Origin of the sequence: Variovorax sp. 350MFTsu5.1 (assembly GCF_048302515.1) — a bacterium.
GTDB classification, from domain to species: Bacteria; Pseudomonadota; Gammaproteobacteria; order Burkholderiales; family Burkholderiaceae_C; genus Variovorax; species Variovorax guangxiensis.
Window position 1 is genome coordinate 1,261,017 of sequence record NZ_CP157620.1, and the last position, 24,470, is coordinate 1,285,486.

Here is a 24,470-nt window from a genome sequence, read left to right on the forward strand (position 1 = left end):
CTTTCTCATGATGCGACGGTGGCCGTTGCTGCCGCGCGGTCCACGTCGTCGAGCCAGCCCTGGCGCAGCTCGGGGACGGAGCGCGCCAGCAGCTCGTAGTAGGGGTGGTGCGGGCCACGGTCGTAGTCGGCGCGTGCCACCTGCGCGAGCTTGCGGCCGTGCTGCATCACGACGATCTCGTCGCACACCGCGCGCACCGTGTGCAGGTCGTGGCTGATGAAGAGGTACGACACGCCCAGCTCGCGCCGCAGCTCGGCCATCAGGTCGAGCACCGCCGCGCCCACCACGGTGTCGAGCGCGGAGGTCACCTCGTCGCACAGGATCAGGTCCGGCTCCGCCGCCAGCGCGCGCGCGAGGTTCACGCGCTGCTTCTGCCCGCCCGAGAGGCCGCCCGGCAGGCGTCCGCCCACGGTGCGCGGCAGCTTCACCAGGTCGAGCAGCTCGCCGATGCGCCTGCGCAGCGGCTCGCCACGCAGTCCCTTGTAGAACTCCAGCGGCCGCGCCAGGATGCGTTCGATGATCTGCGAGGGGTTCAGCGCCGTGTCGGCCATCTGGAACACGATCTGGATGCGGCGCAGCTCGTCGCGCTCGCGCTGCTGCAGCGTCGGCTTCAGCTCGCGGCCATGGAACAGCACGCTGCCGCTGCTGGGCTTGAGCAGCCCCGCCACCGCGCGCGCCAGCGTGGTCTTGCCCGAGCCCGATTCGCCGATCACCCCGATGGCCTGGCCGCGGTAGAGCTTCAGGTCGATGTCCTGCAGGATCGGCTTGGCCGGGCGCCCCTGCGCATCGACCGGGCCGTAGCCGGCCGAGAGCTGGCGCACTTCAAGCAGCAGCTCGCGTCCGTCGTCCGTGGCGTTGGCCGGCGTGCGTACCTGCGGGCGCGCGGCGGCCAGCAGGCTTCTCGTGTAGTCGTCGGCCGGCGCGGTGAGGATCTGTCCGGTGGCGTTGAGCTCGCGCATGGTGCCGTTGCGCAGCACCAGGATGTGGTCGGCCATCTGCGCCACAACCGCGAGGTCGTGGCTTACGTACACCGCGGTGGCGCGGCGCTCGCGCACCACGCGGCGGAAGGCGCGCAGCACCTCGATCTGCGTGGTCACGTCCAGCGCGGTGGTCGGCTCGTCGAGGATCACCAGGTCGGGGTCGCCGATGAGAGCCATCGCCGCCATCAGCCGCTGCAGCTGGCCACCCGAGACCTGGTGCGGGTAGCGCGAGCCGATGCCCTCCGGGTCGGGCAGCGCCAGCTCGCGGAAGAGCTGCACCGCCTTCGCCTCGGCCTCGGCGCGCCTGCACAGGCCGTGGATCACGGTCGGCTCCACCACCTGGTCCATGATCATGCGCGAGGGGTTGAAGGAGGCCGCCGCGCTCTGCGCGATATAGGCCACGGTGCGCCCCCGAAGCGCGCGCTGCGCACGTGCATCGAGCGCCAGCACGTCGGTGTCGCCGATGCGTACCCGCCCCCCCGAGATGCTGCAGCCGTGGCGCGCATGGCCCATCAGCGCCAGCGCGGTGGTGGTCTTGCCCGAGCCCGACTCGCCGATCAGCGCCAGCACCTCGCCGGGCTGCACCGAGAAGCTCAGGTTGTCGACCAGCGTGGCGGTGCCGGCGCTGATGCTCAGGTTTTCGACGGTGAGTGAGGCTCCCATCAGCGTGCTCCTCGTTCCCGGGCCTGACGGCCAGGAAGGTTGTCGATTACAAGATTGACCGCAATGGTCAGGCTCGCGATGGCCAGCGCCGGCACGATCACCGAGGCGCCGCCCATGGCCAGCGCGCCGATGTTCTCGCGCACCAGCGATCCCCAGTCGGCGGCAGGCGGCTGGATGCCCAGGCCCAGGAAGCTCAGGCTCGCCAGCAGCAGCACGATGTAGACGAATCGCAGCCCCAGGTCGGCCAGCATCGGGCCGACGATGTTCGGCAGGATCTCGCGCAGCATGATGTAGAGCGTGCCCTCGCCGCGCGTGCGCGCCACGGTCACGTAGTCGAGCGCGTTGATGTTCACCGCCAGCGAGCGTGCGATGCGGAAGGCGCCCGGCACGTAGATGATGGCCGCCGTGACCACCAGCATCGGCACCGAGGAGCCGAAGCCCGCCACCATGATGAGCGCGAACATCTTGCTCGGGATGGCCGTCAGCGTATCGAGGCAGCGGCTGAGCGTGGCGTCGGTCCAGCGGCTGCCGGCTGCCGCCAGCAGCGCCAGCGTGGTGCCGGTGCCGCTGGCCAGCAGCGTCGCCAGCAGCGCCACGCCGACGGTGTAGCGCGCGCCCTCGATCACCAGCGCCAGCATGTCGCGGCCCAGGTAGTCGGTGCCCAGCCAGTGCGCCGCGCTGACCGGCGCGAAGACGTTCGAGGTGCCGGCGGCAGCCGCGCTGAACGAAAGCAGCCAGGGACCGAATGCCGCCGCGAGCACCCAGAAGAGCAGCACCGCGAGACCGAGCAGTCCCGAAGGCCCGAAGCCGGCGAGCCCGCGAAGCGGGTTGCGCCGAGGCGCGGGTGATGGTGGCAGCGTTTGCGTGGCCGCGTTCAGGACAGGGGAAGAAGTGGACGATTCCATGATGGTTCCCCGTCAGCGGTGCCGCAGCCGCGGGTTGGCGACGATGCCGCAGACGTCGGCCGCGGTCACCAGGATCAGGTAGGCGCCGCAGAAGATCATGGCGCAGGTCTGCACCAGCGGCATGTCGCGCTGCGAGACGCCGTCGACCATCAGCTTGGCGATGCCCGGGTAGTTGAAGATGGTCTCGACGATGATCACGCCGCCCAGCAGGTACGACAGGCTCAGCGCCACCGCATTGGCGATCGGCCCCACCGCGTTGGGCAGCGCGTGCGCCAGCACCGTGCGCATTGGCGATGCCCCCTTGAGCCGCACCATCTCGATGTAGGGCGCCTCCAACTGGTCGATGACGGCCGCGCGCGTCATGCGCATCATCTGCGCGACGATCACGCAGCACAGCACCAGCACCGGCATCGCGAAGGCCTGCAGCATCTGGCCCAGCGAGTCGATGTCGCTCACGAAGGAAAGCGCCGGCAGCCACCGCAGCTTCACCGCGAACACCAGCACCGCCAGCGTCGCCACCAGGAACTCCGGTACCGACACCACCGCCACGGCGCCCGTCGAGGCCGCGCGGTCGAACCACGAGCCGCGCCACACCGCCGAGGCGATGCCCAGCGTCAGCGCGATCGGCACCGAGAAGAGCGCTGTGACGGCCGCCAGCAGCAGAGAGTTGGGCAGGCGGCTGGCCACGAGCTCGGCCACCGGGGTCTGCGTGCTGGAGGAGAGACCGGGGTCGCCCTTCAGCATGCCGAGCAGCCACTTCGCGTAGCGCTCGGGCGCCGGCACGTCCAGGCCCATCTGGGCGCGCAGAGCCGCCACCGCTTCGGGCGTGGCGTCCTGGCCGAGCTGTTCCTGCGCGGCATCGCCGGGCAGCACCGCGGTGATCGAGAACACGACCACCGACACAGCCAGCAGCGACAGCAGCGCCAATGCGATGCGCTGGCCGAGTAGCTTGAGGATTACGCGGTTCATGGCGAGCATCCCGGAGAACGGCGGCTCGCGCGCGTCATGCCTCGAGCCACACGTTCTCGGCGAACTGATAGCCCATGAGGCCGCCCAGCGGGATGGGCGACAGGCCCTTGAGCTTGGAACTGTGGCCGTCGATGCTCGAGAGGAACAGCGGAATGCCGATACCCGCGTCCTGGTGGATCATGGTCTGCATGTCGGCGTACATCTGCTTGCGCTTGGCCAGGTCGGTCTCGGCGCGCGAGGCCAGCAGCAGCTGGTCGAACTTGTCGCTCTTCCAGCGCGACTCGTTCCACGCCGCACCCGACTGGAAGAACTGCGTGAGCAGCACGTCCGCGCTCGGGCGCGGATTGACGTTGCCGAAGCCGACGTGGCTGTTGAGCCAGTGGTTCGACCAGTAGCCGTCGGCCGGCATGCGCTTGATGTCCAGCTCCAGGCCCACGCGCTGCGCCGTCTGCTGCAACATGAGGGACATCTCCACCGAGTACAGCGCCACCGGCGAAGCCACGATCGGCACCTTGCCCGTGATGCCGGCTTTCTGCAGGTGGAACTTCGCCTTCTCGGGGTCGAAGGGCCGCTGCGGCAGGCCCGCGAAGTGGAAGCGGTTGGTCGGGTCGATCGGCTGGTCGTTGGCGACCACCGCGTACTCGAGCGCGATGGTCTTCTTCATCTGCTCGCGGTCGAACAGGTGCTTCATGCCCAGCACGAAGTCGGGGTTTGCACCGGGGCCCACGTCCTTGCGCATCACAAGGTCGGAGTACTGTCCCGACTGGGTGACGAAGATGCTGAAGCCGGGCGTTCCCTTCACGCGCTCCACCGAACGCGGGTTGACGACGCCGACGAGATCCATGCCGCCCGACAGCAGAGCGTTGACGCGCGCGCTCTCGTCGCCGATGCCGACGAACTCGATCTCGTCGAGGTACGGCTTGCCCGGCTTCCAGTAGGCCTCGTTGCGCACCACCACCGAGCGGATGCCGGGCTTGAATTCCTTGAGCTTGTAGGGGCCGGTGCCGATGCCGGCGTTGAAATCGGTGGTGCCGTCCTTGACGATGTGAAAGTGATAAGTGCCCAGGATCACCGGCAGGTCGGCGTTGGGCGCGCTCAGCACCATGGTCACCTCGTTCGGGCCCGTGGCCTTCACGCTCTCGATCTGGTCGGCGAGCACCTTGGCCTTGGAGGCGGTGGCCGGGTCCTTGTGGCGCATCACCGAGAACACCACGTCGGCGGGCGCGAGCGGCTTGCCGTCGTGGAACACCACGCCCTTGCGCAGCGTGAACACCCAGGTCTTGGCGTCTTTGGTGTTGAACGATTCGGCCAGCGCGGGCTGCGGCGTGAGGCTGCCGTCCAGCGAGGTCAGGCTGTTGTAGACCATGTTGCAGCGCGCGTAGTCGGTCTGGTTCGACTGCTTGGCGGGGTCCAGCGTGTCGGTGGCCGCGGCGGTGGCGCCGGCCACCCGGATGCGGCCGCCGCGCCGCGGCGTCTGCGCATGCGCCGACAAGGCCACGCCCGCGAGACTGCCGGCCAGCGTGGCCTGCATGCCGCCGGCCATCAGCATCGACAGGATGTCGCGCCGCGTGGCGCCGCGCCGAAGCGATGTCATCACGCGAAGGCTTTCGTCGGGACCGACGAGGTTCTGGAAGCTCTTGTAGTCGCTGCTGCTGTCGCTCATGGTGGGTGCTCCTGGGGGCCGTGGGGTGAAAGAAATCAGTCGGAAGAACGAACGCCGGACAGCCCGCTCTCAGGCCAGCCTGTCCTTGAGCCGGTAATAGAGGCCCACCGCCGGCAGGAACCACGGCGGGCCGAAGTGGCCGGGAATGGCGGGCCAGTCGCGGCCCTGCCAGGGGTTGGCTCCGGCATCGCCGCCCATCACGGCGGCCATGCGCTGGCCCATGTGCACCGACATCTGCGTGCCGTGGCCGCTGTAGCCCATGGCGTAGTAGAGGCCGTCGCGCTCGCCGGCGTGCGGCAGGCGGTCCTGCGTCATGTCGACGAGGCCGCCCCAGCAGTAGTCGAGCCGCACCGCGCCGAGCTGCGGGAAGGTTTCGGCCAACCCCGCGCGCAGGATGTCGCCGCTCGCGGCATCCGACTGCGGGCTGGACACCGCGAAGCGCGCGCGCCCGCCGAACACCAGCCGGTGGTCGGGCGTGAGCCTGAAGTAGTGGTGGATGTTCGCGATGGTGGTGTAGGTGCGCCGCGCCGCGAGCAGCGCCTTCGCGCGCTGCTCGCCCAGCGGCTCGGTGACGACGATGAAGCTGCCGATGGGCACGATGCGCCGGCGCAGCCAGCCGAAGCTGCCGTAGCCGCCATGGCGCGTCGCGCCCGTGGCCAGCAGGACCTGCTGCGCGGTGACGACGGCGCCGCGCCCGGTGTGCAGCCGGTGGGCATGGCCGCTGCCGCCGATGCGCTCGATGCGGCTCACCTCCGTGCCGGTATGAATCGAGGCGCCGCCGCGCTGCGCGGCCGCTGCAAGCCCGCCGGCGAAGCGGCCCATGTGCATCTGGCCGCTGCGCTTGTAGAGCAGGCCGCCGTGGAAGCGCTCGCTGCTCACCTCGGCGCGCACGCGGGCCGCGTCGAGCACTTCGACGTCGCTGTCCACGCCGTCGTCGATGAGTCGCTGCGCGCTGCGCTCGAGCGCGGCCATCTGGTTCGCCCGCGTTGCGAGCTTGAGCTTGCCGTGGCGCAGGAAGTCGCAGTCGATGGCTTCCTCGCGCACCAGCCGCTCCACCGTGTCGACCGCGTCGTCGTAGGCGCGATACCAGCCGCGCGCGCGCTCCACGCCGACCTTGGCCGCCACATCGGCGTAGTCCACGGCCAGCCCGTTGTTGACGTGCCCGCCGTTGCGCCCCGAGGCTTCTGCCGCCACCCGCGTGCCGGCCTCCAGCACCGCGACGCTCGCGCCGCGCCGGGCCAGCGCGAGCGCCGCCGACAGGCCGGTGAAGCCGCCGCCGACGATGGCGACGTCGACCCGCGCCGGCAGCTCGCGCGCCTCGGGCACGAAGGCGGGTGCCGAATCGGTCCAGTAGGAGTCGAGCTTCATGGCGTGGTGCTGTGTGTGGCTGCGTGAAAGGGAGATCAGAGGCCGACGACGCCGGGCAGGCCGCCGATGTCCTGGATTTCCGTGTAGCGGTAGGCCGGGTTGCCCGGCCCGTGGCCGCGATTGACGAACACCTTGTTGACGATGCCCAGGTCGTCGGCCGACATCAGGTCGTAGCGCAGGCTGGACGACACATGCAGCACGTCCTCGGGGTTGCAACCTAGCGAGTCGAGCATGTATTCGAAGGCCGTCAGGCGCGGCTTGTAGGCCTGGGCCTGCTGCGCGGTGTAGACGCGGTGAAAGGGCGCGCCCAGCATCGCGACGTTCTTCTGGATCTGGTCGTCCGATGCGTTCGACAAAATCACCAGCGGGATTTCCTTCGCGACCTTGGCCAGGCCCGCGGGCACGTCGTCGTGCGGGCCCCAGGTGGGCACCGCTTCGTAGATCTTCTGCGCGTCGAGGTCGAAGTACTGGATCTTCCACTTGCGGCACAGGCGACGCACCGCGTTCTTCAGCACCACCTCGTAGGGCTGCCACGCGCCCAGCACCTCGTCGAAGCGGTAGGCGGTGAAGTCCGCATGGAACTCCTCCATGCGTTCTGCGGGAATGCGGTCGGCAAACAGGTCTGCGGCCATCTCCTTCATGCGGAACCGGGTGAGGGTGCCGTAGCAGTCGAAGGTCACGTACTTGGGGCGGAAGGTCATGGTCTCGATCCTTTTTCAGAAGTGGCGAACAAGGTGGCGAATAGACAGGAATTGCGACAAGCTCATTACGAAGTGATTGCAGCACGCAGTCGCTTGGGGGATGTAGGGAAAAAAGGTGCTGCCCGAACCGAAGCTGCGGTTTACGGGGGCGGCGGCAGCATGCCGTGCTGTCCGCCCTTTCGGTGTGCGGCCACGCACCTCGCTGCGTCGGGGCGAAGTCGACGGGCACGCTTTTGAAGCACAGGCGCCGGGCGCGAGCGTGTGCCGGCCGCACGGCCCGCACGCAGCTGGATAGGTTTCCAATCGAAGGCTTCCATGGCACGGGGCAGGTGGAGAGGGGCGAAGAGAAGAGGGGGGCGATGGGCGTAGATCCGGGCCGACCGATGCTAGGCAGATCGACGCGGCATTTGTGTGCGTATGGGGGCGCGCCACCGCAGTAAATTGCAAGACCGGGGTGCGTGGCAGGCGAAGCTTGCGAGTTGCTGCGAAGAGCCGATTCGGTCTGGTGCAGCGCCGCAATGTCGTCCAAGATAGGCGTGCCATTCCAGCCGCAACAGAGAGACTTCCCGATGCCCGAACCCGCCACGAACGCACCCGCCATGGACGGCGTGGTGCTCAGACCAATGACCTCCGCCGACTTGCCGCACGCCCATGCACTGTCCGCCGAACTGCGCTGGCCGCACCGGCCGGCCGACTGGGAACAGATGTTCGCGCACGCCGAAGGCACCGTGGTCGAGCGCGACGGCGAGATCATCGCCACCGCCCTGCGCTGGCGCTGGGGCGAGCGCCACGCCACCATCGGCCTGGTGATCGTCACGCCCGCATGCCAGGGCCGCCGCATCGGGCATCGGCTCATGACCGCGCTGCTCGAAGGGATGGAAGACCGCACCGTGCTGCTGCACGCCACGTCGGAAGGTCGGGGCCTGTACGAGCGGCTCGGTTTCGTGCGGACCGGCGAAGTCCGGCAGCACCAGGGCATTGCGCAGCCGGCGCCGCTGATCGCGTTGCAGCGCGGCTGGCGCCTGCGGCCCGCGGGCCTGAACGAACTGCCTGCGCTGCAGGCGCTCGATGCCGCGGCGCGCGGCATGCCGCGCGACGCACTGATCGCTGACCTGCTCGCCACCGCCGACGCCTGCGTGGTGTTCGACCACGACAACACCCCCAAGGGCTTTGCCATGCTGCGCCGCTTCGGCCGGGGCCATGTCATCGGCCCGGTGGTCGCGCCCAGTGCCGAGGGCGCGAAGGCGCTGATCGCGCACCTCGCCGGCATGAATGCGGGCAGCTTCACGCGCATCGACGTCGACTTCGATAGCGGTCTGGCCGAATGGCTTGAGAGCATCGGCCTGCTGCGCGTGGATGCGCCCACGACGATGGTACGCGGTGCGCCGCTGGCCCGGTCAGCGGACGCACCGGCGCTGTTCGCCCTCGTGACCCAGGCCCTGGGTTGAAGGAGGCGTTCGTGGGGGCCTTCACTTTTCTCTACAAATCCGACCCCGCACGCGGGCGCCTGTGGGCCGAAGTGTTCCGCCGCCGCGCCCCGCACATCGACTTCCGCATCTGGCCCGATATCGGTGATGCGTCGCAGGTGCGCTTTCTCGCTGCATGGGAGCCGCCGGACGACCTGGCGAAGCGCTTCCCCGATCTGCAGGTGCTGTTCTCCTCCGGTGCTGGCGTAGACCAGTTCGACTTCGCGTCGCTGCCGCCAGCGCTGCCCGTGGTGCGCATGGTGGAGCCCGGCATCGTGCGCGGCATGGTCGAGTACGTGACGCATGCGGTGCTCGGCCTGCATCGCGACATGCCGCAGTACCGGCGCCAGCAGCAGGAGGCTTGCTGGAAGCCGCTGCCCGTGCGCACCGCCGCCGAGCGGCGCGTGGGCGTGCTCGGGCTGGGTTCGCTCGGGCAGGCCGTGCTGGCGCAGCTCGTCGCGCTGGGCTTCGACTGCGCGGGGTGGAGCCGCTCGCGGCACCAGGTGCAGGGCGTGCAATGCCACGCCGGCGCAGATGAGCTGCCCGCATTCCTCGCGCGCTCCTACATCCTCGTGTGCCTGCTGCCGCTGACCGATTCGACGCGCGGCTTTCTCGATGCGCGCCTGTTCTCGCAATTGCCCGAAGGCGCGAGCCTCGTGCACGTGGGACGCGGGCCGCAGCTGGTCGATGCCGACCTGCTGGCCGCGCTGGAGAGCGGCCGCATGGGCGACGCGGTGCTCGACGTGACCGACCCCGAGCCGCTGCCGCCGGAGCATGCCTTCTGGCGCCATCCGCGCATCCAGCTCACGCCGCACATCGCGAGCATGACGCAGCCGCTGAGCGCGGCCGAAGCGGTGCTCGACAACCTCGAGCGCTTCGAGGTCGGCGAGCCGATGCAGGGGCTGGTCGATCGCGCGCGCGGGTACTGAAAAGAGGCGCGAAGGACCCACCGCACGATCTGCTGAGCATGGCGTGCACAACCGCAGCCTGCTTCGCGCGGCACCCCCAAAGCAGCACCACCTCGCACCGCGGGCCGCCTAAGCTGAGGGCATCGAAAGCTTCCTTCGCTCTCGCTCCTTCACACCCCATGACACACCCCACCGCATTGCCCCAGCAAGCCGCGCTCGACGCCATCGACCGCGCGCACCTCATCCACCCCGTCTCGCCCTGGCGCGTGCACGAGCAGCGCGGGCCCACCGTGCTGTCTTCGGGCAAGGGCGCATGGCTGACCGACGGCAACGGCCGCCAGCTGCTCGACGCGTTCGCGGGCCTGTGGTGCGTGAACGTGGGCTACGGCCAGGAAAGCGTGGTGCAGGCCGCCGCCGAGCAGATGCGCCGGCTGCCCTACGCCACCGGCTACTTCCACTTCAGCAGCGAGCCGGCCATCCGCCTCGCGCAGAAGCTGGTGCAGATCACGCCCGCGTCGCTCACGCGCGTGTACCTCACGCTGGGCGGCTCCGAGGCGGTCGATGCCGCCGTGCGCTTCATCGTGCAGTACTACAACGCCATCGGCCGGCCGTCGAAGAAGCAGTTCATCTCGCTGGAGCGCGGCTACCACGGCTCATCTTCCACCGGCGCGGGCCTCACCGCGCTGCCGGCCTTCCATCGCGGCTTCGACCTGCCGCTGCCCACGCAGCACTACATCGCCTCGCCGTATGCCTACCGCCACGAGCATGGCGCCGATCCGCAGGCGCTGATCGCCTCCTCGGTCGCGGCGCTGCGCGCCAAGGTGGCCGAGCTGGGCGCGGACAACGTGGCCGCCTTCTTCTGCGAGCCGATCCAGGGCTCTGGCGGCGTCATCGTGCCGCCCAGGGGCTGGCTCAAGGCCATGCACGACGCGGCGCGCGAGCTCGACATCCTCTTCGTGGTCGACGAGGTCATCACCGGTTTCGGCCGCACCGGCCCCATGTTCGCCTGCGAGGCCGAAGGCGTGGAGCCCGACCTGATGACCATGGCCAAGGGCCTGACCGCCGGCTATGTGCCGATGGGCGCGACCATGATGTCCGAGAAGGTCTACGCAGGCATCGCCGACGGCGCGCCGTCGGGTGCCCCCATCGGCCACGGCGCGACCTATTCGGCACACCCGGTGGGCGCGGCCGTCGCGCTCGAGGTGCTGCGGCTCTACGAGGAAGGCGGCATCCTCGCCAATGGCCAGCGCGGCGCGGCACATTTCGCGGCCGGGCTGGAGGCGCTGCGCGCCCATCCGCTGGTGGGCGACGCGCGCCACCGCGGCCTGCTGGGCGCGTTGGAGCTGGTGAGCGACAAGGCCAGCAAGCGCCGCTTCGACGCGGCGCTGGGGCTGTCGGACCGCATCTTCGCGGCCGGCTACCGCAACGGCCTGGTGTTCCGTTCCTTCGGCGACCACATCCTCGGCTTCGCGCCCGCGCTCACCTTCACCGAGGACGAGTTCGCACAGCTCTTCACGCGCCTGAAGCGAACGCTCGACGAGGTGCTCGACGCCCCCGACGTGCGCGCCGCGCTGGCCGTCTGACCGGGAAAGCACTGATCCGCCGCCGCGGCGGCAAAGCAGAATCAGGACCTGTTTCGTTTTCTCAGGACTGCCATGTCTGAAGCCTTCAAGATCGACCGACTCGACCTGCGCATCCTGGCCCAGCTGCAGAAGAACGGGCGCATGACCAACGTCGATCTCGCGGATGCGGTCGGCCTATCGCCCAGCCCGTGCCTGATCCGTGTGAAGCGGCTGGAGCAGGCCGGCTACATCGCCGGCTACGGCGCGCACCTGCGGCTGGAGAAGCTCGGCGACACGCTGACCGTGTTCACCGAGGTCACGCTGCAGGACCACCATCGCGAGGACTTCGTGCGCTTCGAGGCCGCGATCCGCGAGGTCGACGAGGTGCTCGAATGCCATCTGGTCAGCGGCGGCTACGACTACCTGCTGCGCTTCCTCACGCGCGGCGTGAACCACTACCAGGAAGTGATCGAGAGCCTGCTCGAACGCAACATCGGCATCTCGAAGTACTTCAGCTACATCGTCATCAAGTCGCCGTTCATCAAGACGCACTGTCCGATCGATCGGCTTTTCCCCCACGAGCGGTGACCGGCGCTCTTCGACGTCTTCGACCTTCCATGCCTGGGGAACGTCTGATCAGGTCGTAAATTGGTCATCATTGGCAATGAACGGCACTACCGCAGCAGTCGCGCCGGCACCAGTCCCAGCGCGCGCAGCTTCGGTTCCTCATAGACCGAGTCCTCGGCCGGATAGCGCAGACCTGGAACCTGCGCCGCCTTGGCGCTGGCCCAGACGACGCTTTCGCCCGCAGGCAGGGTGTCGATCCGAACGGTGTAGACCGGGTCGTCGAAGGCCGTCCTGGCGGCGGTGAAAGTCCACCCTCGCGCCCGGAACGCCGCGATCAATTCGCCGAGAGCGGCGGCGTTGATCCTGCTCGTGTGCAGCAGCATCACATGGGCAGGGCTGCGGCCGAGGACCTGCCGGGCCAGGGCGTCGTAGTAGGCCGCGCGGTCCAGCAGATGCTCGATGTACGCGGCCTTCACTCGATCGGCCTTGCCGGCATTTCCTTCGTCCAGCCAGGCCGCATAGACCTGGTTGTAGTACCAGTCGCTCGCGTCGATCGAAACCGGTGCCGCCCTGTAGCCTGCGGCCTGCATCCAGAGGCGCATGCCGTCCCGCTTGGCAAGCGTGTCGCCTTCCTTGAGATACGGAAAGCGCAGCATCTTCGTCCAGCCAGGAAGCCGGCTCAGCACGGCTTCGGCCTCCTTGACATCGCCGATGAAGTCCGCAAGCGGCACTTGAGGCGACCCAAGGCTGCGGTGCCGGGAGGTGTGGTTGCCTACCGCGTGGCCCGCGCGCGCCCAGTCCCGGATGAGGTCCAGTCCTTGGGTTGGGCCGGTGCGCACGAGTGCTGGAAACACCATGGACGTGATGCCCGCATCGCGGAGCGTTTCCAGGATCTGCCGGTTCCACGACGCGGCCGCGGGCTCTTTCGAAGGGTCGAGGCCGTCGTCGAACGTCAGCGCCAAGGTCTGGGCCAGGACGCAGGACGAACCGAGAAGGAGGAGAAGCGCGGCAAGCGCGCGGCGCAATGCGGTCATGTCGATGCCCGCCTCAATGGTCGACGGTTGGCAGAAGCCGAAGCAGTTCGTCGCGCGCACGCAGGCCCGCATTGGGCCTGAGCGCCTGCTCATCCTGAATGAGGCGTGCGAACACCACCCTTCGCGCGCCCTTGGTGGCCCAGCCCACGTACCAGCCATAAGCGCGGCTCGCGTCGTAGCGGTTGTCGGTGCCTGGCGACCCGGTGCCCGTCTTGCCATGCACGACCCAGCCGTCGACCGGGGCGCCGTAGCTTGCGATGAGTGCGGTCATGTCGAAGGCATGCGCACTCACCGGCAGCTGGCGGCGCACGATCTTGCGCATGAACGCAAGCTGTTCCTCGGGGGAGATGCGCAGGGAACTCATCACCCAGACGCCGTTCTGCCCAGGGTCATCGACCGGCACGGCAGAGACATCTGCATTGCCATACCGAAAAGCCTTCACATATTGCGCGAAGCGCTCCTGCCCGACCCGCTTCACAACCTGCTGCGAGTACCAGAAGACGGAGTCCCTGATCCATGTGGCCGGCGTGATGTCGCGCCGCCAGGCATCGCCGCCCCAATCCGGATACCCCGCCTGATAAGGCAAGGCCGGCTGTGCAGCGTCCTTCAGCACACCCGCGTCGTAGCCCATGAGGCTGATGGCGAGCTTGAAAGTCGAGGCGGGCGTCACGCGCTCGGAACAGGCAGGGCCACGCTGCAGAAGCACCTTGCCGGAATCGGCATTGGCATCGGCGATCAGCGTGCACAGCTCGTGCGCGGTCGCGAAGGGCGCCGAAAAAAGAACGGCCGCTGCTGTCGCGGCGACCTGGAGGACGCGGTTGCGCATGTTGTTTTTTTTTCTGCGGGGAAGAATGGGAGCCCGGTGCCGGGGCGTGCTTCTGGAGCATCCCGCGGTACCCGGGAATCGAAGATGCCGGCGTGGTATTCGCGCGTGGTCCAGGGCCCTCGGCCAGCGCGCCGAGTTTATCGTTCCATGCCATGAAGGCTTGTCGCCGGAGTGCGAAAAGGTGCATCACCAATTCGAGGGATGTCTCCTCTCAGGCGCCGTCGCAAGATGAGGCGTGCCTGGAGAATCCGCCGCCGCGGTACTTCATGAAAAAAGAGCAGGGCGGCGCTGTCCTGGCGCTGCCAATGTCCGATGAAACAGGTCGAAGACTTCCGGAGGGATCCATGGCTGCAAGCCTTCTCATGCGTCTGACGCGGTGCGTTCGCCTCGTCGTATTGCTTGGCGCCCAGGTTCTCGTGGCGCTTGCACTGGGGGCCTGTGCGACAGCGCCAGCCCCGCTGGGCATTCCGACGGCTGTTCCTCGGATCGAGGACGCAAAGAAAGGACATCCGGTAAAGGTAGCGGTGTTCTACGGGACGAATCGCGTCCCGGTTGCAAGGCCGGTCTACTTCGATGACAACGAGGCGGCGGAAGTCCAGTATGGGTATGCCCTGGTCAGCCTGCCATGGATCCATGAAAAAGGTGAGGTCGAGACGCCGACAGTCTTCGACTGGGACCGGAACAACCCGGACAGGTTCATGCTTCTCCTCGACGCGGTGCCCCTGAGGCCCGATGAATTCATCGCTCAGGTGAATCGATCATTTGCCGCCGATCCGCGAAAGAACATCGGCTTCGTGTTCGTGCACGGCTTCAACGTTCCCTTCCGCGATGCCGCGCTGCGGACGGCGCAACTCGCCGTGGACATGCAGCTGCCCGTGGTGCCGGCCTTTTTCAGCTGGCCGTCGAATGGCGAGTCGCCCGTCGAGGGAACCGCCAACTACCTGCGGGACTTCACCAAGGCCATCAGCTCCATTCCCGCGCTCGAGGAGTTCCTCGTCCAGTTCGGGGAGAAGACCCGCGCCGAGGAGATCTACGTTCTTGCGCACAGCATGGGTTCCTGGACGACGACCCATGCGCTGATGTCGCTCGCCCTGAATCGCCCGAAGCTGGCCGCCAAGGTGAAGCTGGTCACGCTGGCGGCTCCCGACATCGACGCCAGGGTCTTCACGGTGCAGATCGCGCCGGCGATGGTCAAGGCCGGCTACGCCGTGAACCTCTATGCATCGGACAACGACAAGGCGCTGAACGCTTCCAGGGTCGTCTGGGGAAGGCCTCGCGCGGGCATCGCGGGCGCAGCGCTGACGCTCTCGCCTGGCGTCGAGACCATCGATGCGAGCGACATCGACACCGACGTTCTCGGGCATTCGAAATATGGAGACTCGCCGGCCCTTCTGGAGGACATGGCTCTTTTCTACGGCGGTGCGCGTGCCGGTAAACGGCCCGGATTGATTCCGAGAAAACGAGGCGCCGAAACGTACTGGCAGATCCAAGCTCCGCCGCATTGAGGGCCCTTGCCTAGGTGGCGCGCTCCACGATGAACTCCACGAACGCCCGAACCCGAGAGGGCAGCAGCCGCGCATGCGGATAGATCAGGCTCACCGGCCGTGAGCGCCCGGCGTAGGGTCGCAGCACCTCGACCAGCTCGCCGCGCGCCAGGTCTTTCTCGACGACGAAGCCGTAGGTCTGGAACAGCCCCGCGCCGGCCCGGGCCAGCGTGACGCCCGCGAGCACGTCTTCGGCGCAGCTGTAGTTGCCGGTGGAGAGGATTTCCTTCTCGCGCCCGTTGTCCGTGAACAGCCACGGAATCTGCCGCCCGCTGCTGGGCAGGTCGAACTGGATGCACTCGTGCCGCGCAAGGTCGTCCAGCGTCAGCGGCTGCCCCGCGCGGCGCAGGTAGGCCGGGCTCGCAACCACCACGAGCTTCGCGTCTTCCAGGTGGCGCGCCACCATCGTCGAATCGGGCTGGGCGCGAAAGCGGATCGCGACGTCGAAGTTCTCCTCGTGCAGGTCGATGTTGCGGTTGCTGATGTGCGCCTCGACCTTGATCAGCGGATAGCGCGCGCGGAACTCGGGCAACAGCGGCAGCAGGCGGTGGTGCCCATAGGTGGTGGGCGCGCTGATGCGCAGCGTGCCCGAAGGCTGCACCTGCTCGCCGGTGAGCTTGTGCTCGGCCTCCGACAGCTGGTGCAGGGCGGCGCGGCACTGCTCGAAGTACTCCCGCCCGCCTTCGGTGAGCCGGATGCTGCGCGTGGAACGCACGAAGAGGCGCACGCCCAGGCGCTTTTCCAGCCGCGCGATGGAGCGGCTCACCGCCGCCGGCGTGACGCCCGCCGCGTTGGCGGCCGCGGTGAAGCTGCCGGCCTCGGCCGCCAGGCAGAACAGCTCGATGCTGCCCAGGAGCACGTCGTCGAATTGGCGCTGCATATTGATTACATGGAGTATCAAGACAAGTGTAGTCGCGTGTGTTTATTGCTCTTCGAGTCATCAATAAAGTTCAGTCCAACCGGTGGCGAAACCTGAAATCCGCACCGGCCCTTCCGAACTTTTTTCTGAAACCGAACCTGATCGAGGACCACCATGAGCAAGTCTGAAAACACCGTCGTCATCACCGGCGCCACCAGCGGCATCGGCCTGGGCCTGGCCGAGGCCTTCCTGCGCGAGGGCTACAACGTCGTGGGCACCGGCCGCACCGAGCAGCGCCTGCAGGCCGCGGCCGAAGGCCTGAACGCAGGCGGCCGTTTCCTGGGCGTCGCGGGCGACGTCGGCCGGCCGGAGTCGGCGCGCGAGCTGTTCGCACAGGCCATCGCGCGCTACGGCCACGTCGACGTGCTGGTGAACAACGCGGGCATCTTCACCGCCAAGCCCTTCGTACAGTTCACGCCGCAGGAGATCGAGGAGAACATCGCGACCAACCTGAAGGGCGTGCTCTACGCGTCGCAGGAAGCGGCGAAGCACATGAGCGAACGGCGCAGCGGCAGGATCATCAACATCACCGCCGCGATCGCGATGCAGCCGCACAGCGGCGTGCCCGCGCTGCTGGCGGTTGCGCTCAAGGGCGGCGTCAACGAGGCCACGCGCGCGCTGGCGCTCGAACTCGCGCCCTACGGCGTGACGGTCAATGCGGTGGCGCCGGGCGTGGTCGACACGCCCATGCACAGCGCCGACAACCACGCGGCGCTCGCCGGACTGCACCCGCTGGGCCGCATCGGCACCACGCGCGACATTGACGAAGCCGTGCTCTACCTCGCCCGCGCCGGCTTCGTGACCGGCACCGTGCTGCCGGTGGACGGCGGCTTCAGCGCCGGGCGCTGAGCGCGGCCAGGAAAAAGGAGATACGGCCATGCCATTCGTCAGCATCCGCATCACCCGCGAGGGCAACACCGCCGAGCAGAAGGCGCAGGTCATCCGCGAGGTCACCGAGACGCTCGAGCGCGTGCTGCACAAGCCGCCGGAGTGGACGCACGTCGTCATCGAGGAGGTCGACACCGACAACTGGGGCTTCGGCGGGCACACGACCACCGCCGTTCGCCAGGGGCTGGTTCCGATGCCAGGCTCGCAGCCGAAGAACAGCGGCTAGAGCCTCCACCGGACAAGGCGAAATTCATAGGTCTTGGCTATGAATTCAATGCACTCAATTTGGTTGATGGATCGGTCACCCGAACCTAGACTGGCCCGGCTCCACACCTCCGAGCCACCCCACAACCAAAGGAGAACCTCTTGTCCGATGAAGCCAAATGCCCGTTCCCGGGTCATGCAACCACCGGCACCGCACGCCGCGCCGCGACGAACACAGACTGGTGGCCCAACCAGCTCAACCTGAAGCTGCTGCACCAGCACTCCGCCAAGGCCAACCCCATGGGCGAGGCCTTCGATTACGCGAAGGAGTTCAAGACCCTCGACCTCGACGCCGTCGTCAAGGACCTCCACGCACTGATGACCGACTCGCAGGACTGGTGGCCCGCCGACTACGGCCACTACGGGCCGCTGTTCATCCGCATGGCCTGGCACTCGGCCGGCACCTACCGCACCTTCGACGGCCGCGGCGGCGGCGGCGCGGGCGCGCAGCGCTTCGCGCCGCTGAACAGCTGGCCGGACAACGGCAACCTCGACAAGGCGCGCCGCCTGCTGTGGCCGATCAAGCAGAAGTACGGCCGCAAGCTCTCGTGGGCCGACCTGATGATCCTCACCGGCAACGTCGCGCTGGAGTCCATGGGCTTCAAGACCTTCGGCTTTGCCGGCGGCCGACCCGACATCTGGGAGCCGGAAGACGACGTCAACTGGGGCGCCGAGAACAAGTGGCTGGGTGACGAGCGCTACAGCGGCGAGCGCGATCTCGCCAACCCGCTGGCCGCCGTGCAGATGGGCCTGATCTACGTCAACCCCGAAGGCCCCAACGGCAACCCCGACCCGCTGAAGTCGGCCCGCGACATCCGCGAGACCTTCGCGCGCATGGCGATGAACGACGAGGAAACCGTGGCGCTCACCGCCGGCGGCCACACCTTCGGCAAGGCCCACGGCGCCGGCGACCCTGCCAAAGTGGGCGCCGAGCCGGAAGGCGCAGACATCGAGGAACTGGGCCTGGGCTGGAAGAACAGCTTCGAGAGCGGCATCGGCGTGCACGCCACCACCAGCGGCATCGAAGGCGCCTGGACCCCCACGCCCACCAAGTGGGACAACAGCTACTTCGAGACGCTGTTCGGCTACGAATGGGAGCTCACCAGGAGCCCGGCCGGCGCGCACCAGTGGAAGCCCAAGGGCGACACCGGCAACGGCACCGTGCCCGACGCGCACGACCCGTCGCGCCGCCACGCCCCGATGATGACCACGGCCGACATGGCCATGCGCATGGACCCGGCCTACGAGAAGATCTCGCGCCGCTACATGGCCAATCCGCAGGAGTTCGCCGACGCCTTCGCCCGCGCCTGGTTCAAGCTCACGCACCGCGACATGGGCCCGCGCGCCCGCTACCTCGGCAAGCTGGTGCCGAAGGAAGAGCTGATCTGGCAGGACCCGATCCCCGCCGTCGACCACCAGCTGGTCGACGACAAGGACGTCGCCGCGCTCAAGGCCAAGGTGCTGGCCTCGGGCCTGGGCATCGGCCAGCTGGTGCGCACCGCCTGGGCGTCGGCCTCGACCTTCCGCGGCAGCGACAAGCGCGGCGGCGCCAACGGCGCACGCATCCGCCTCGCCCCGCAGAAGGACTGGGAAGTGAACCAGCCGGCCGAGCTGTCGAAGGTGCTGTCGGTGCTCGAAGGCATCCAGAAGGAGTTCAACGGCGCGCAGGCCGGCGGCAAGAAGAAGATCTCGCTGGCCGACCTGATCGTGCTGGCCGGCAACGCGGCGGTCGAGGCCGCCGCGAAGAAGGCCGGCCAGGACGTGACCGTGCCCTTCTCGCCAGGCCGCATGGACGCTTCGCAGGAGCAGACCGACGTCGAATCCTTCGCTCCGCTGGAGCCGCTGGCCGACGGCTTCCGCAACTACCTGCGCAAGGGCGCCAACCCCGCGGCCACCGCCGACCTGCTGCTCGACAAGGCGCAACTGCTGCGCCTGAGCGCGCCCGAGATGACGGTGCTGGTCGGCGGCCTGCGCGTGCTGAACGCCAACTACGGGCAGTCGCCCAACGGCGTCTTCACCAAGCGGCCGGAGACGCTGAGCAACGACTTCTTCGTGAACCTGCTCGACATGCGCACCGGCTGGAAGAAGTCGGCCGCCGACGCCAACGTGCTCGAAGGACGCGACCGCACCAGCGGCGAGGCGAAGTGGACCGCCACCACCGCCGACCTGGTGTTCGGCTCGAACTCGCAGCTTCGCGCCCTCTCGGAGGTCTACGGCTCCAGCGATGCGCAGCAGGTGTTCGTGCGCGACTTCGTGGCCGCATGGGCGAAGGTGATGGACCTCGATCGCTTCGACCTCCGGTGATCGTTCGCGGACGGCGGCCGGCTCCGGCCGCCGCCGAGTACGGCAGCGCGTGAAGCCCCGGTCCGAAGCAGGCCGGGGCTCATCGGCAGAAAAAGAATGACAGCAGGAGACAACCATGCTCGTCGTGAAGAGGAAAGAAGAGAAGGCGCCCGCTGCATCGATGGAGTTCTTCCAGCCCGAGCAGTGGCTGCATCTGCTCGAGCAGATGGACATCATCCTGGCGACCGTGCAGGGCGACGACTCCAACCCTATCCTGCGCCGTTTCGGGCCGCGCAGGCGCAACGCCATCGTGCGTCGCCTGATGCTGGAGCGCAGCCGCCTCGTCAAGGAGATGGAAGCCTTCGGCCAGGAAGCGCTGCTGAACTTCGCGCGGAACAACTCGCCGGCCGGCGCGCCGCCATCGCGCCGCCACCTGGACGTCGAGTTCAGGCTGCTCGGCGAGGCCTTCGACCAATGCTCGAAAGACCTCTCGCCCGACAAGCAGGCCGCGCTGAGAAAGTGGCTGCTCGCGCGCTCGCACATGCACCAGGAGCATGCCCGGTTCCTGCAGACTTACTGACGGGCAGGGCGCGGTGAAGGCTGGTACCGTTGCCGGCAACGCATCCACCATCAGGAGCCTTGCATGAAACCCCAGCCCATCGAATACGCAGCCGCTTCGGAAGAAGTGCGCGCCGTCTTCGACGACATCAAGACCACGCGCAACGTGCCCGACGTCAACAACTTCTGGAAGTACCTCGCCAACGACCCTGCCACGCTCCGGCGCACCTGGAGCAGCCTGAAGGAGGTGATGGCGCCCGGCGCGCTCGATCCGGTGGTGAAGGAGATGGTCTACCTCGCCGTGAGCGTCACCAACGGCTGCGGCTACTGCACCGCGAGCCACCACGCCGGCGCGGAGAAGGCCGGCATGACTCCCGCGATGTTCGCCGAGCTCATGGCCGTGGTCGGCATGGCCAACGAGACCAACCGGCTCGTCAACGGCTACCGCGTGCCGATCGACCCCGCGTTCGACAAATAGCTGGCCGGCCGGGAGCGCTCAGCCGATCGTCATCAGGCTCGCGTTGCCGCCCGCCGCCGCGGTGTTGGTGCTGATCGCGCGCTCCACCACCAGGCTTTCCAGCGGAATGCGCGCCTCGCCCGGCGCGAAGCCGCGCACGCCGACGATGGGGCCCGGCCGCGCGGCGATGCGCCGCATCACTTCCGAGAGCCCCTGCGCATCGCCGTGATGCAGCGCGGCGTCGAACGCTACCGTGTCCGACGACCAGTCGCTCGCGACGGCCACGTTCTGCTGCACCTCGGCCGGCAGCGATGCGCGCAGGCTTTGCGCCGCCGCATCTGCGGGCCAGATCGCGCCACTGCCCACCGCGAGCACGGCGGCGAGCTGCGTCAGCCGGTCTTCTTCCGCATCGGCCAGGCACAGCACCGCCTCGCGCGGCTCCAGCCTGTAGACGTTGCGCTCGCCGGTAGGCCCGGCCAGCGTGCGCGAGCTGCCCGAGCGCGACTGCGCCGCGAAGAGCGCGCACTGCGCCGACAGCGCGGGCCGGCCGGTCGCATCGGCCCAGCGGGCCAGCGCCGACAGCGCCGGATGAGAAGCCGGCGCGGCGCCCGTCACCGCGCGCGCCATCGCGTCGTCAGGCCGCGCCGACAGCATGCGCAGCATGTACAGCGGCCCGCCCGCCTTCGGCCCCGTGCCCGACAGGCCCTCGCCGCCGAAGGGCTGCACGCCCACCACCGCGCCCACGATGTTGCGGTTCACGTAGACGTTGCCTGCCTTCGCGTTCTCCACGACCTGCGCGATGGTCTCGTCGATGCGCGTGTGCACGCCCAGCGTGAGCCCGTAGCCGGTGCCGTTGATCTGCCCGACCAGCGCGCCGAGGTCGCGGCGGCGAAAGCGCACGAGGTGCAGCACCGGGCCGAACACTTCGCGCTGCAGCTCGGCGATGCCGTCGAGCTCGATCAGCGTGGGTGTCACGAAGGTGCCGTGGCGGGTGTCGTCGCCATGCTCGCGGGCCTGGCGGAACACGGCATGGCCGCGCGCGCGCATCGCCTCGACGTGGCGTTCGATGCCGTCGCGAGCCTCGGCATCGATCACCGGGCCCACGTCCACCGCGAGGCGGGCGGGGTTGCCGATGGCGGCCTCGGCCATCGCGCCCTTGAGCATCGCGACCACGCGGTCGGCCGCTTCTTCCTGTACACAGAGCACGCGCAGCGCGGAGCAGCGCTGGCCCGCGCTGTCGAAGGCGGAGGCCATCACGTCGGCCACCACCTGCTCCACCAGCGCGGAGGAGTCGACGATCATCGCGTTCTGCCCCCCGGTCTCGGCAATGAGCGGCACCGGCGCGCCGTGCGCGCCCAGGCGCTGCGACAGCGTCTTCTGCAGGATGCGCGCGACCTCGGTGGAGCCGGTGAACATCACGCCCTGCACGCGCGCATCGACCACCAGCGCGGCACCCACCGTCTCGCCACGGCCGGGCAGCAGCTGCACCGCCGCGCGGGGAATGCCGGCCTCCCACAGCACGCGCACCGCCTCTGCCGCGACCAGCGGCGTCTGCTCGGCCGGCTTGGCCAGCACCGGGTTGCCGGCCGCGAGCGCGGCCGCCACCTGGCCGGTGAAGATCGCCAGCGGAAAGTTCCACGGGCTGATGCAGGCCATGGGGCCGAGCGCGCGGTGCGTGTCGTTGGAGAAATCGCTGCGCGCCTGCGCCGCGTAGTAGCGCAGGAAGTCCACCGCCTCGCGCACCTCCGCGATGGCGTTGGCGTACGTCTTTCCGGCCTCGCGCGTCAGCAGGCCGAGCAGGCGGGGCATGCCCTGTTCGAGCTTTTCGGCGGCGCGTTCGAGCAGCGCTGCGCGTTCGGCGGGTGGCGTGGCGGCCCATGCCGGCGCGACGGCATGGGCCTGCGCGATGGCCGATTCGACATCGGCGAGCGTGGCTTCCTGGACCTGCCCGACGATGTCGCGATGGTCGGCGGGGTTCAGCACGTTCGCCGTCTCGCCGTTGGGCGCGGCCTCGGCCAGCATCGGCGCCGCACGCCAGTGGTCGGACGCGCTTTCGCCCAGCACTTTGCCCAGCACGCGCAGGCTGTCGTCGCTCGCGAGATCGAGGCCGCGCGAGTTGGCGCGCTGCGTTCCGTACAAGGCCGCCGGCAGCGGGATGGCCGGATGCGGCAGGCCTGCCATGCCTTCCTGTACCGCCATGTGCTCCACCGTCGCGACCGGGTCTTCCACCAGCACGTCGAGCGAAATCATCGGGTCCGCGATGCGGTTCACGAAGGAGGTGTTCGCGCCGTTCTCCAGCAGCCGGCGCACCAGGTACGCCAGCAGTGTCTCGTGCGTGCCCACCGGCGCGTAGATGCGGCAGGGCCGCGCGAGCGGGCCCACCACCTGCTCGTACAGCGGCTCGCCCATGCCGTGCAGGCACTGGAACTCGTACTGCCCCGGCTCGTAGCGCGACGGATCCGCCATCGTGTAGATGGCCGCCAGCGTGTGCGCGTTGTGCGTGGCGAACTGCGGGTACACCGCCTCGGGCGCGTCGAGCAGCTTGCGCGCGCAGGCGAGGTACGACACGTCTGTGTAGGCCTTGCGCGTGTAGACCGGGTAGCCGTCGAGCCCGTCGAGCTGCGCGCGCTTGATCTCGCTGTCCCAGTAGGCGCCCTTCACCAGCCGCACCATCAGCCGGTGGCCGCTGCGCCGCGCGAGGTCGATCACGAAGTCGATCACGAAGGGGCAGCGCTTCTGGTAGGCCTGCACCACGAAGCCGATGCCGTTCCAGCCCGCGAGTTCGGGCTCGAAGCACAGGCGCTCCAGCAGGTCGAGCGAGAGCTCCAGCCGGTCGGCTTCCTCCGCGTCGATGTTCAGGCCGATGTCGTGCTGCCGCGCCAGCAGCGCGAGTTCGCGCAGCACCGGGTACAGCTCGGCCATCACGCGCGAATGCTGCGCGCGGCTGTAGCGCGGGTGCAGCGCCGAGAGCTTGATGGAAATGCCCGGCCCCTCGTACACGCCGCGCCGCGCCGACGCCTTGCCGATGGCGTGTATGGCCTCTTCGTACGCGGTGCGGTAGCGCTTCGCGTCCTCCATGGTCAGTGCCGCTTCGCCGAGCATGTCGTAGGAATAGCGGAAGCCCTGCGCCTCCAGCTCGCGCGCGTTGGCGAGCGCCTGCGCGATGGTCTCCCCGGTGACGAACTGCTCGCCCATCATCCGCATCGCCATGTCCACGCCCTTGCGGATCAGCGGCTCGCCGCCCTTGCCGATGAGGCGCGTGAGCACCGTCGACAGGCTGGTCTCGCTGTGCGTGGCCACCAGCTTGCCGGTGAGCAGCAGGCCCCAGGTCGCGGCGTTGACGAACACCGAGGGGCTGCGGCCCGCGTGCGACTGCCACTGGCCGTGCGCGATCTTGTCGCGTATGAGCGCGTCGCGCGTGCCCGCATCGGGAATGCGCAGCAGCGCCTCGGCCAGGCACATCAGCGCCACGCCTTCCTGCGACGACAGCGCGTATTCCTGCAGCAGGCCCTGCACGAGGCCGGCGCGGCCGCTCGCGCTCCTGCGGCCGCTCGCGCTCCTGCGGTCGCGCAGCTGCCGGGCGATGCGCATGGCGAGCGCCTGTGCCTCCCCCGCCTGATCGTCTGGCAACCGGGCCTGCGCGAGCAACGGCGGCAGTGCCTGCGGCTCGGGGCGGCGGCAGGCCGTGGTGATGCGGGCGCGCAGCGGCGAAGGCGCGGATGGCAGTCCGTCGGCGAACGCCTGGAAAGAGGAGGGCAGGGGGTCTGGGTTCATGGCGGTTCGTGGTGGGATTTGTTGGATGATCCGCGCCCCGTTGCCGAATTTGTGTTCGAAGAGCGGCGCTTCGGTAGAGCAAATCGCTATGTAAAGCAGCAGGCAAGTCAGTTTCGCCGGATGTGGCAGGCAGAGAATCCGGTTCCATTCCGTTCCATCCCGGGAGTCGCA

At 68.6% G+C, this 24,470-nt stretch carries 20 protein-coding genes; 10 read left to right on the plus strand and 10 right to left on the minus strand.

The window, feature by feature from the left end; translation table 11 throughout:
• Positions 1–5 precede the first annotated feature (5 nt).
• The 6 genes from ABL843_RS05485 to ABL843_RS05510 all read right to left on the minus strand — a co-directional run bounded on the left by ABL843_RS05485 (position 6) and on the right by ABL843_RS05510 (position 7,249).
• Positions 6–1,643, minus strand: coding sequence for an ABC transporter ATP-binding protein (locus tag ABL843_RS05485; RefSeq protein ID WP_418119225.1), 1,638 nt, complete (start codon positions 1,641–1,643; stop codon positions 6–8).
• Positions 1,643–2,548: an ABC transporter permease gene (locus ABL843_RS05490; RefSeq protein WP_184634876.1), complete on the minus strand. Its 906-nt coding sequence runs from the start codon at positions 2,546–2,548 to the stop codon at positions 1,643–1,645. Before ABL843_RS05490 ends, ABL843_RS05485 begins: the two co-directional genes overlap by 1 nt.
• Before the next feature lie 12 nt (positions 2,549–2,560).
• Positions 2,561–3,517, minus strand: a complete 957-nt coding sequence (locus ABL843_RS05495) for an ABC transporter permease (RefSeq protein ID WP_418119226.1) — start codon at positions 3,515–3,517, stop codon at positions 2,561–2,563.
• Between the two features lie 34 nt (positions 3,518–3,551).
• Positions 3,552–5,180 carry an ABC transporter substrate-binding protein gene (locus tag ABL843_RS05500; RefSeq protein WP_418119227.1) on the minus strand — a complete coding sequence of 543 codons (1,629 nt, stop codon included), beginning with the start codon at positions 5,178–5,180 and terminating at the stop codon, positions 3,552–3,554.
• Between the two features lie 69 nt (positions 5,181–5,249).
• On the minus strand, positions 5,250–6,548 hold the full coding sequence (locus ABL843_RS05505) for an NAD(P)/FAD-dependent oxidoreductase (protein ID WP_418119228.1): 1,299 nt from the start codon (positions 6,546–6,548) through the stop codon (positions 5,250–5,252).
• 35 nt (positions 6,549–6,583) lie between these two features.
• Positions 6,584–7,249 (minus strand): haloacid dehalogenase type II, encoded by a 666-nt coding sequence (locus ABL843_RS05510; protein ID WP_418119229.1) that lies wholly within the window; start codon positions 7,247–7,249, stop codon positions 6,584–6,586.
• 569 nt (positions 7,250–7,818) lie between these two features.
• Between ABL843_RS05510 and ABL843_RS05515 the strand changes: the two genes are divergently transcribed.
• The 4 genes from ABL843_RS05515 to ABL843_RS05530 all read left to right on the plus strand — a co-directional run bounded on the left by ABL843_RS05515 (position 7,819) and on the right by ABL843_RS05530 (position 11,773).
• Positions 7,819–8,697, plus strand: a complete 879-nt coding sequence (locus tag ABL843_RS05515; protein WP_126021305.1) for a GNAT family N-acetyltransferase — start codon at positions 7,819–7,821, stop codon at positions 8,695–8,697.
• Between the two features lie 11 nt (positions 8,698–8,708).
• Positions 8,709–9,644 (plus strand): 2-hydroxyacid dehydrogenase, encoded by a 936-nt coding sequence (locus ABL843_RS05520; protein WP_418119230.1) that lies wholly within the window; start codon positions 8,709–8,711, stop codon positions 9,642–9,644.
• A 158-nt stretch (positions 9,645–9,802) separates the two neighbouring features.
• Complete coding sequence (locus ABL843_RS05525; RefSeq protein ID WP_418119231.1) at positions 9,803–11,206, plus strand: aspartate aminotransferase family protein; 1,404 nt, start codon at positions 9,803–9,805, stop codon at positions 11,204–11,206.
• Positions 11,207–11,278: 72 nt separating this feature from the next.
• Positions 11,279–11,773: an Lrp/AsnC family transcriptional regulator gene (locus ABL843_RS05530; protein WP_418119232.1), complete on the plus strand. Its 495-nt coding sequence runs from the start codon at positions 11,279–11,281 to the stop codon at positions 11,771–11,773.
• A gap of 86 nt (positions 11,774–11,859) precedes the next feature.
• On the opposite strand, the gene ABL843_RS05535 is transcribed toward ABL843_RS05530, so the two are convergent.
• Together ABL843_RS05535 and blaOXA are read right to left on the minus strand one after the other, a co-directional pair.
• Positions 11,860–12,846 (minus strand): polysaccharide deacetylase family protein, encoded by a 987-nt coding sequence (locus tag ABL843_RS05535; protein ID WP_418119233.1) that lies wholly within the window; start codon positions 12,844–12,846, stop codon positions 11,860–11,862.
• Complete coding sequence (gene blaOXA / locus ABL843_RS05540; protein ID WP_418119234.1) at positions 12,800–13,612, minus strand: class D beta-lactamase; 813 nt, start codon at positions 13,610–13,612, stop codon at positions 12,800–12,802. The genes ABL843_RS05535 and blaOXA overlap by 47 nt, the downstream gene beginning before the upstream one ends.
• A gap of 266 nt (positions 13,613–13,878) precedes the next feature.
• Here blaOXA and ABL843_RS05545 point away from each other — a divergent pair, with 266 nt between their 5' ends.
• Positions 13,879–15,117, plus strand: a complete 1,239-nt coding sequence (locus tag ABL843_RS05545) for an alpha/beta hydrolase (RefSeq protein WP_418119235.1) — start codon at positions 13,879–13,881, stop codon at positions 15,115–15,117.
• A gap of 10 nt (positions 15,118–15,127) precedes the next feature.
• Here the strand turns inward: ABL843_RS05545 and ABL843_RS05550 are convergent, their stop codons facing one another.
• Positions 15,128–16,036: a LysR family transcriptional regulator gene (locus tag ABL843_RS05550; protein WP_418119236.1), complete on the minus strand. Its 909-nt coding sequence runs from the start codon at positions 16,034–16,036 to the stop codon at positions 15,128–15,130.
• Between the two features lie 153 nt (positions 16,037–16,189).
• Between ABL843_RS05550 and ABL843_RS05555 the strand changes: the two genes are divergently transcribed.
• The 5 genes from ABL843_RS05555 (at position 16,190) to ABL843_RS05575 (ending at position 20,546) form a co-directional block, all read left to right on the plus strand.
• On the plus strand, positions 16,190–16,924 hold the full coding sequence (locus tag ABL843_RS05555; protein WP_126021298.1) for an SDR family NAD(P)-dependent oxidoreductase: 735 nt from the start codon (positions 16,190–16,192) through the stop codon (positions 16,922–16,924).
• 28 nt (positions 16,925–16,952) lie between these two features.
• Positions 16,953–17,189: a tautomerase family protein gene (locus ABL843_RS05560; protein WP_418119237.1), complete on the plus strand. Its 237-nt coding sequence runs from the start codon at positions 16,953–16,955 to the stop codon at positions 17,187–17,189.
• A 140-nt stretch (positions 17,190–17,329) separates the two neighbouring features.
• Positions 17,330–19,531, plus strand: a complete 2,202-nt coding sequence (gene katG, locus ABL843_RS05565; RefSeq protein ID WP_369659532.1) for a catalase/peroxidase HPI — start codon at positions 17,330–17,332, stop codon at positions 19,529–19,531.
• A gap of 115 nt (positions 19,532–19,646) precedes the next feature.
• Positions 19,647–20,090, plus strand: coding sequence for a hypothetical protein (locus ABL843_RS05570; RefSeq protein WP_418119238.1), 444 nt, complete (start codon positions 19,647–19,649; stop codon positions 20,088–20,090).
• A 63-nt stretch (positions 20,091–20,153) separates the two neighbouring features.
• The gene (locus ABL843_RS05575; RefSeq protein WP_184634902.1) at positions 20,154–20,546 is read left to right on the plus strand and encodes a carboxymuconolactone decarboxylase family protein; all 393 of its coding nucleotides are present in this window, start codon (positions 20,154–20,156) and stop codon (positions 20,544–20,546) included.
• An 18-nt stretch (positions 20,547–20,564) separates the two neighbouring features.
• Here ABL843_RS05575 and putA read toward each other — a convergent pair whose 3' ends face one another.
• Positions 20,565–24,299 (minus strand): trifunctional transcriptional regulator/proline dehydrogenase/L-glutamate gamma-semialdehyde dehydrogenase, encoded by a 3,735-nt coding sequence (gene putA, locus ABL843_RS05580; protein WP_418119239.1) that lies wholly within the window; start codon positions 24,297–24,299, stop codon positions 20,565–20,567.
• Between the last annotated feature and the right edge of the window lie 171 nt (positions 24,300–24,470).

Coding starts and splice junctions, on each gene's coding strand:
- ABL843_RS05575 (WP_184634902.1), top strand. CDS start 20,154: ATGAAACCCCAGCCCATCGAATACGCAGCCGCTTCGGAAGAAGTGCGC.
- ABL843_RS05490 (WP_184634876.1), bottom strand. CDS start 2,548: ATGGAATCGTCCACTTCTTCCCCTGTCCTGAACGCGGCCACGCAAACG.
- ABL843_RS05515 (WP_126021305.1), top strand. CDS start 7,819: ATGCCCGAACCCGCCACGAACGCACCCGCCATGGACGGCGTGGTGCTC.
- ABL843_RS05555 (WP_126021298.1), top strand. CDS start 16,190: ATGAGCAAGTCTGAAAACACCGTCGTCATCACCGGCGCCACCAGCGGC.
- ABL843_RS05505 (WP_418119228.1), bottom strand. CDS start 6,548: ATGAAGCTCGACTCCTACTGGACCGATTCGGCACCCGCCTTCGTGCCC.
- ABL843_RS05510 (WP_418119229.1), bottom strand. CDS start 7,249: ATGACCTTCCGCCCCAAGTACGTGACCTTCGACTGCTACGGCACCCTC.
- ABL843_RS05560 (WP_418119237.1), top strand. CDS start 16,953: ATGCCATTCGTCAGCATCCGCATCACCCGCGAGGGCAACACCGCCGAG.
- ABL843_RS05530 (WP_418119232.1), top strand. CDS start 11,279: ATGTCTGAAGCCTTCAAGATCGACCGACTCGACCTGCGCATCCTGGCC.
- ABL843_RS05485 (WP_418119225.1), bottom strand. CDS start 1,643: ATGGGAGCCTCACTCACCGTCGAAAACCTGAGCATCAGCGCCGGCACC.
- ABL843_RS05525 (WP_418119231.1), top strand. CDS start 9,803: ATGACACACCCCACCGCATTGCCCCAGCAAGCCGCGCTCGACGCCATC.
- putA (WP_418119239.1), bottom strand. CDS start 24,299: ATGAACCCAGACCCCCTGCCCTCCTCTTTCCAGGCGTTCGCCGACGGA.
- ABL843_RS05550 (WP_418119236.1), bottom strand. CDS start 16,036: ATGCAGCGCCAATTCGACGACGTGCTCCTGGGCAGCATCGAGCTGTTC.
- ABL843_RS05500 (WP_418119227.1), bottom strand. CDS start 5,180: ATGAGCGACAGCAGCAGCGACTACAAGAGCTTCCAGAACCTCGTCGGT.
- ABL843_RS05495 (WP_418119226.1), bottom strand. CDS start 3,517: ATGAACCGCGTAATCCTCAAGCTACTCGGCCAGCGCATCGCATTGGCG.
- ABL843_RS05570 (WP_418119238.1), top strand. CDS start 19,647: ATGCTCGTCGTGAAGAGGAAAGAAGAGAAGGCGCCCGCTGCATCGATG.
- ABL843_RS05545 (WP_418119235.1), top strand. CDS start 13,879: ATGAAAAAAGAGCAGGGCGGCGCTGTCCTGGCGCTGCCAATGTCCGAT.
- blaOXA (WP_418119234.1), bottom strand. CDS start 13,612: ATGCGCAACCGCGTCCTCCAGGTCGCCGCGACAGCAGCGGCCGTTCTT.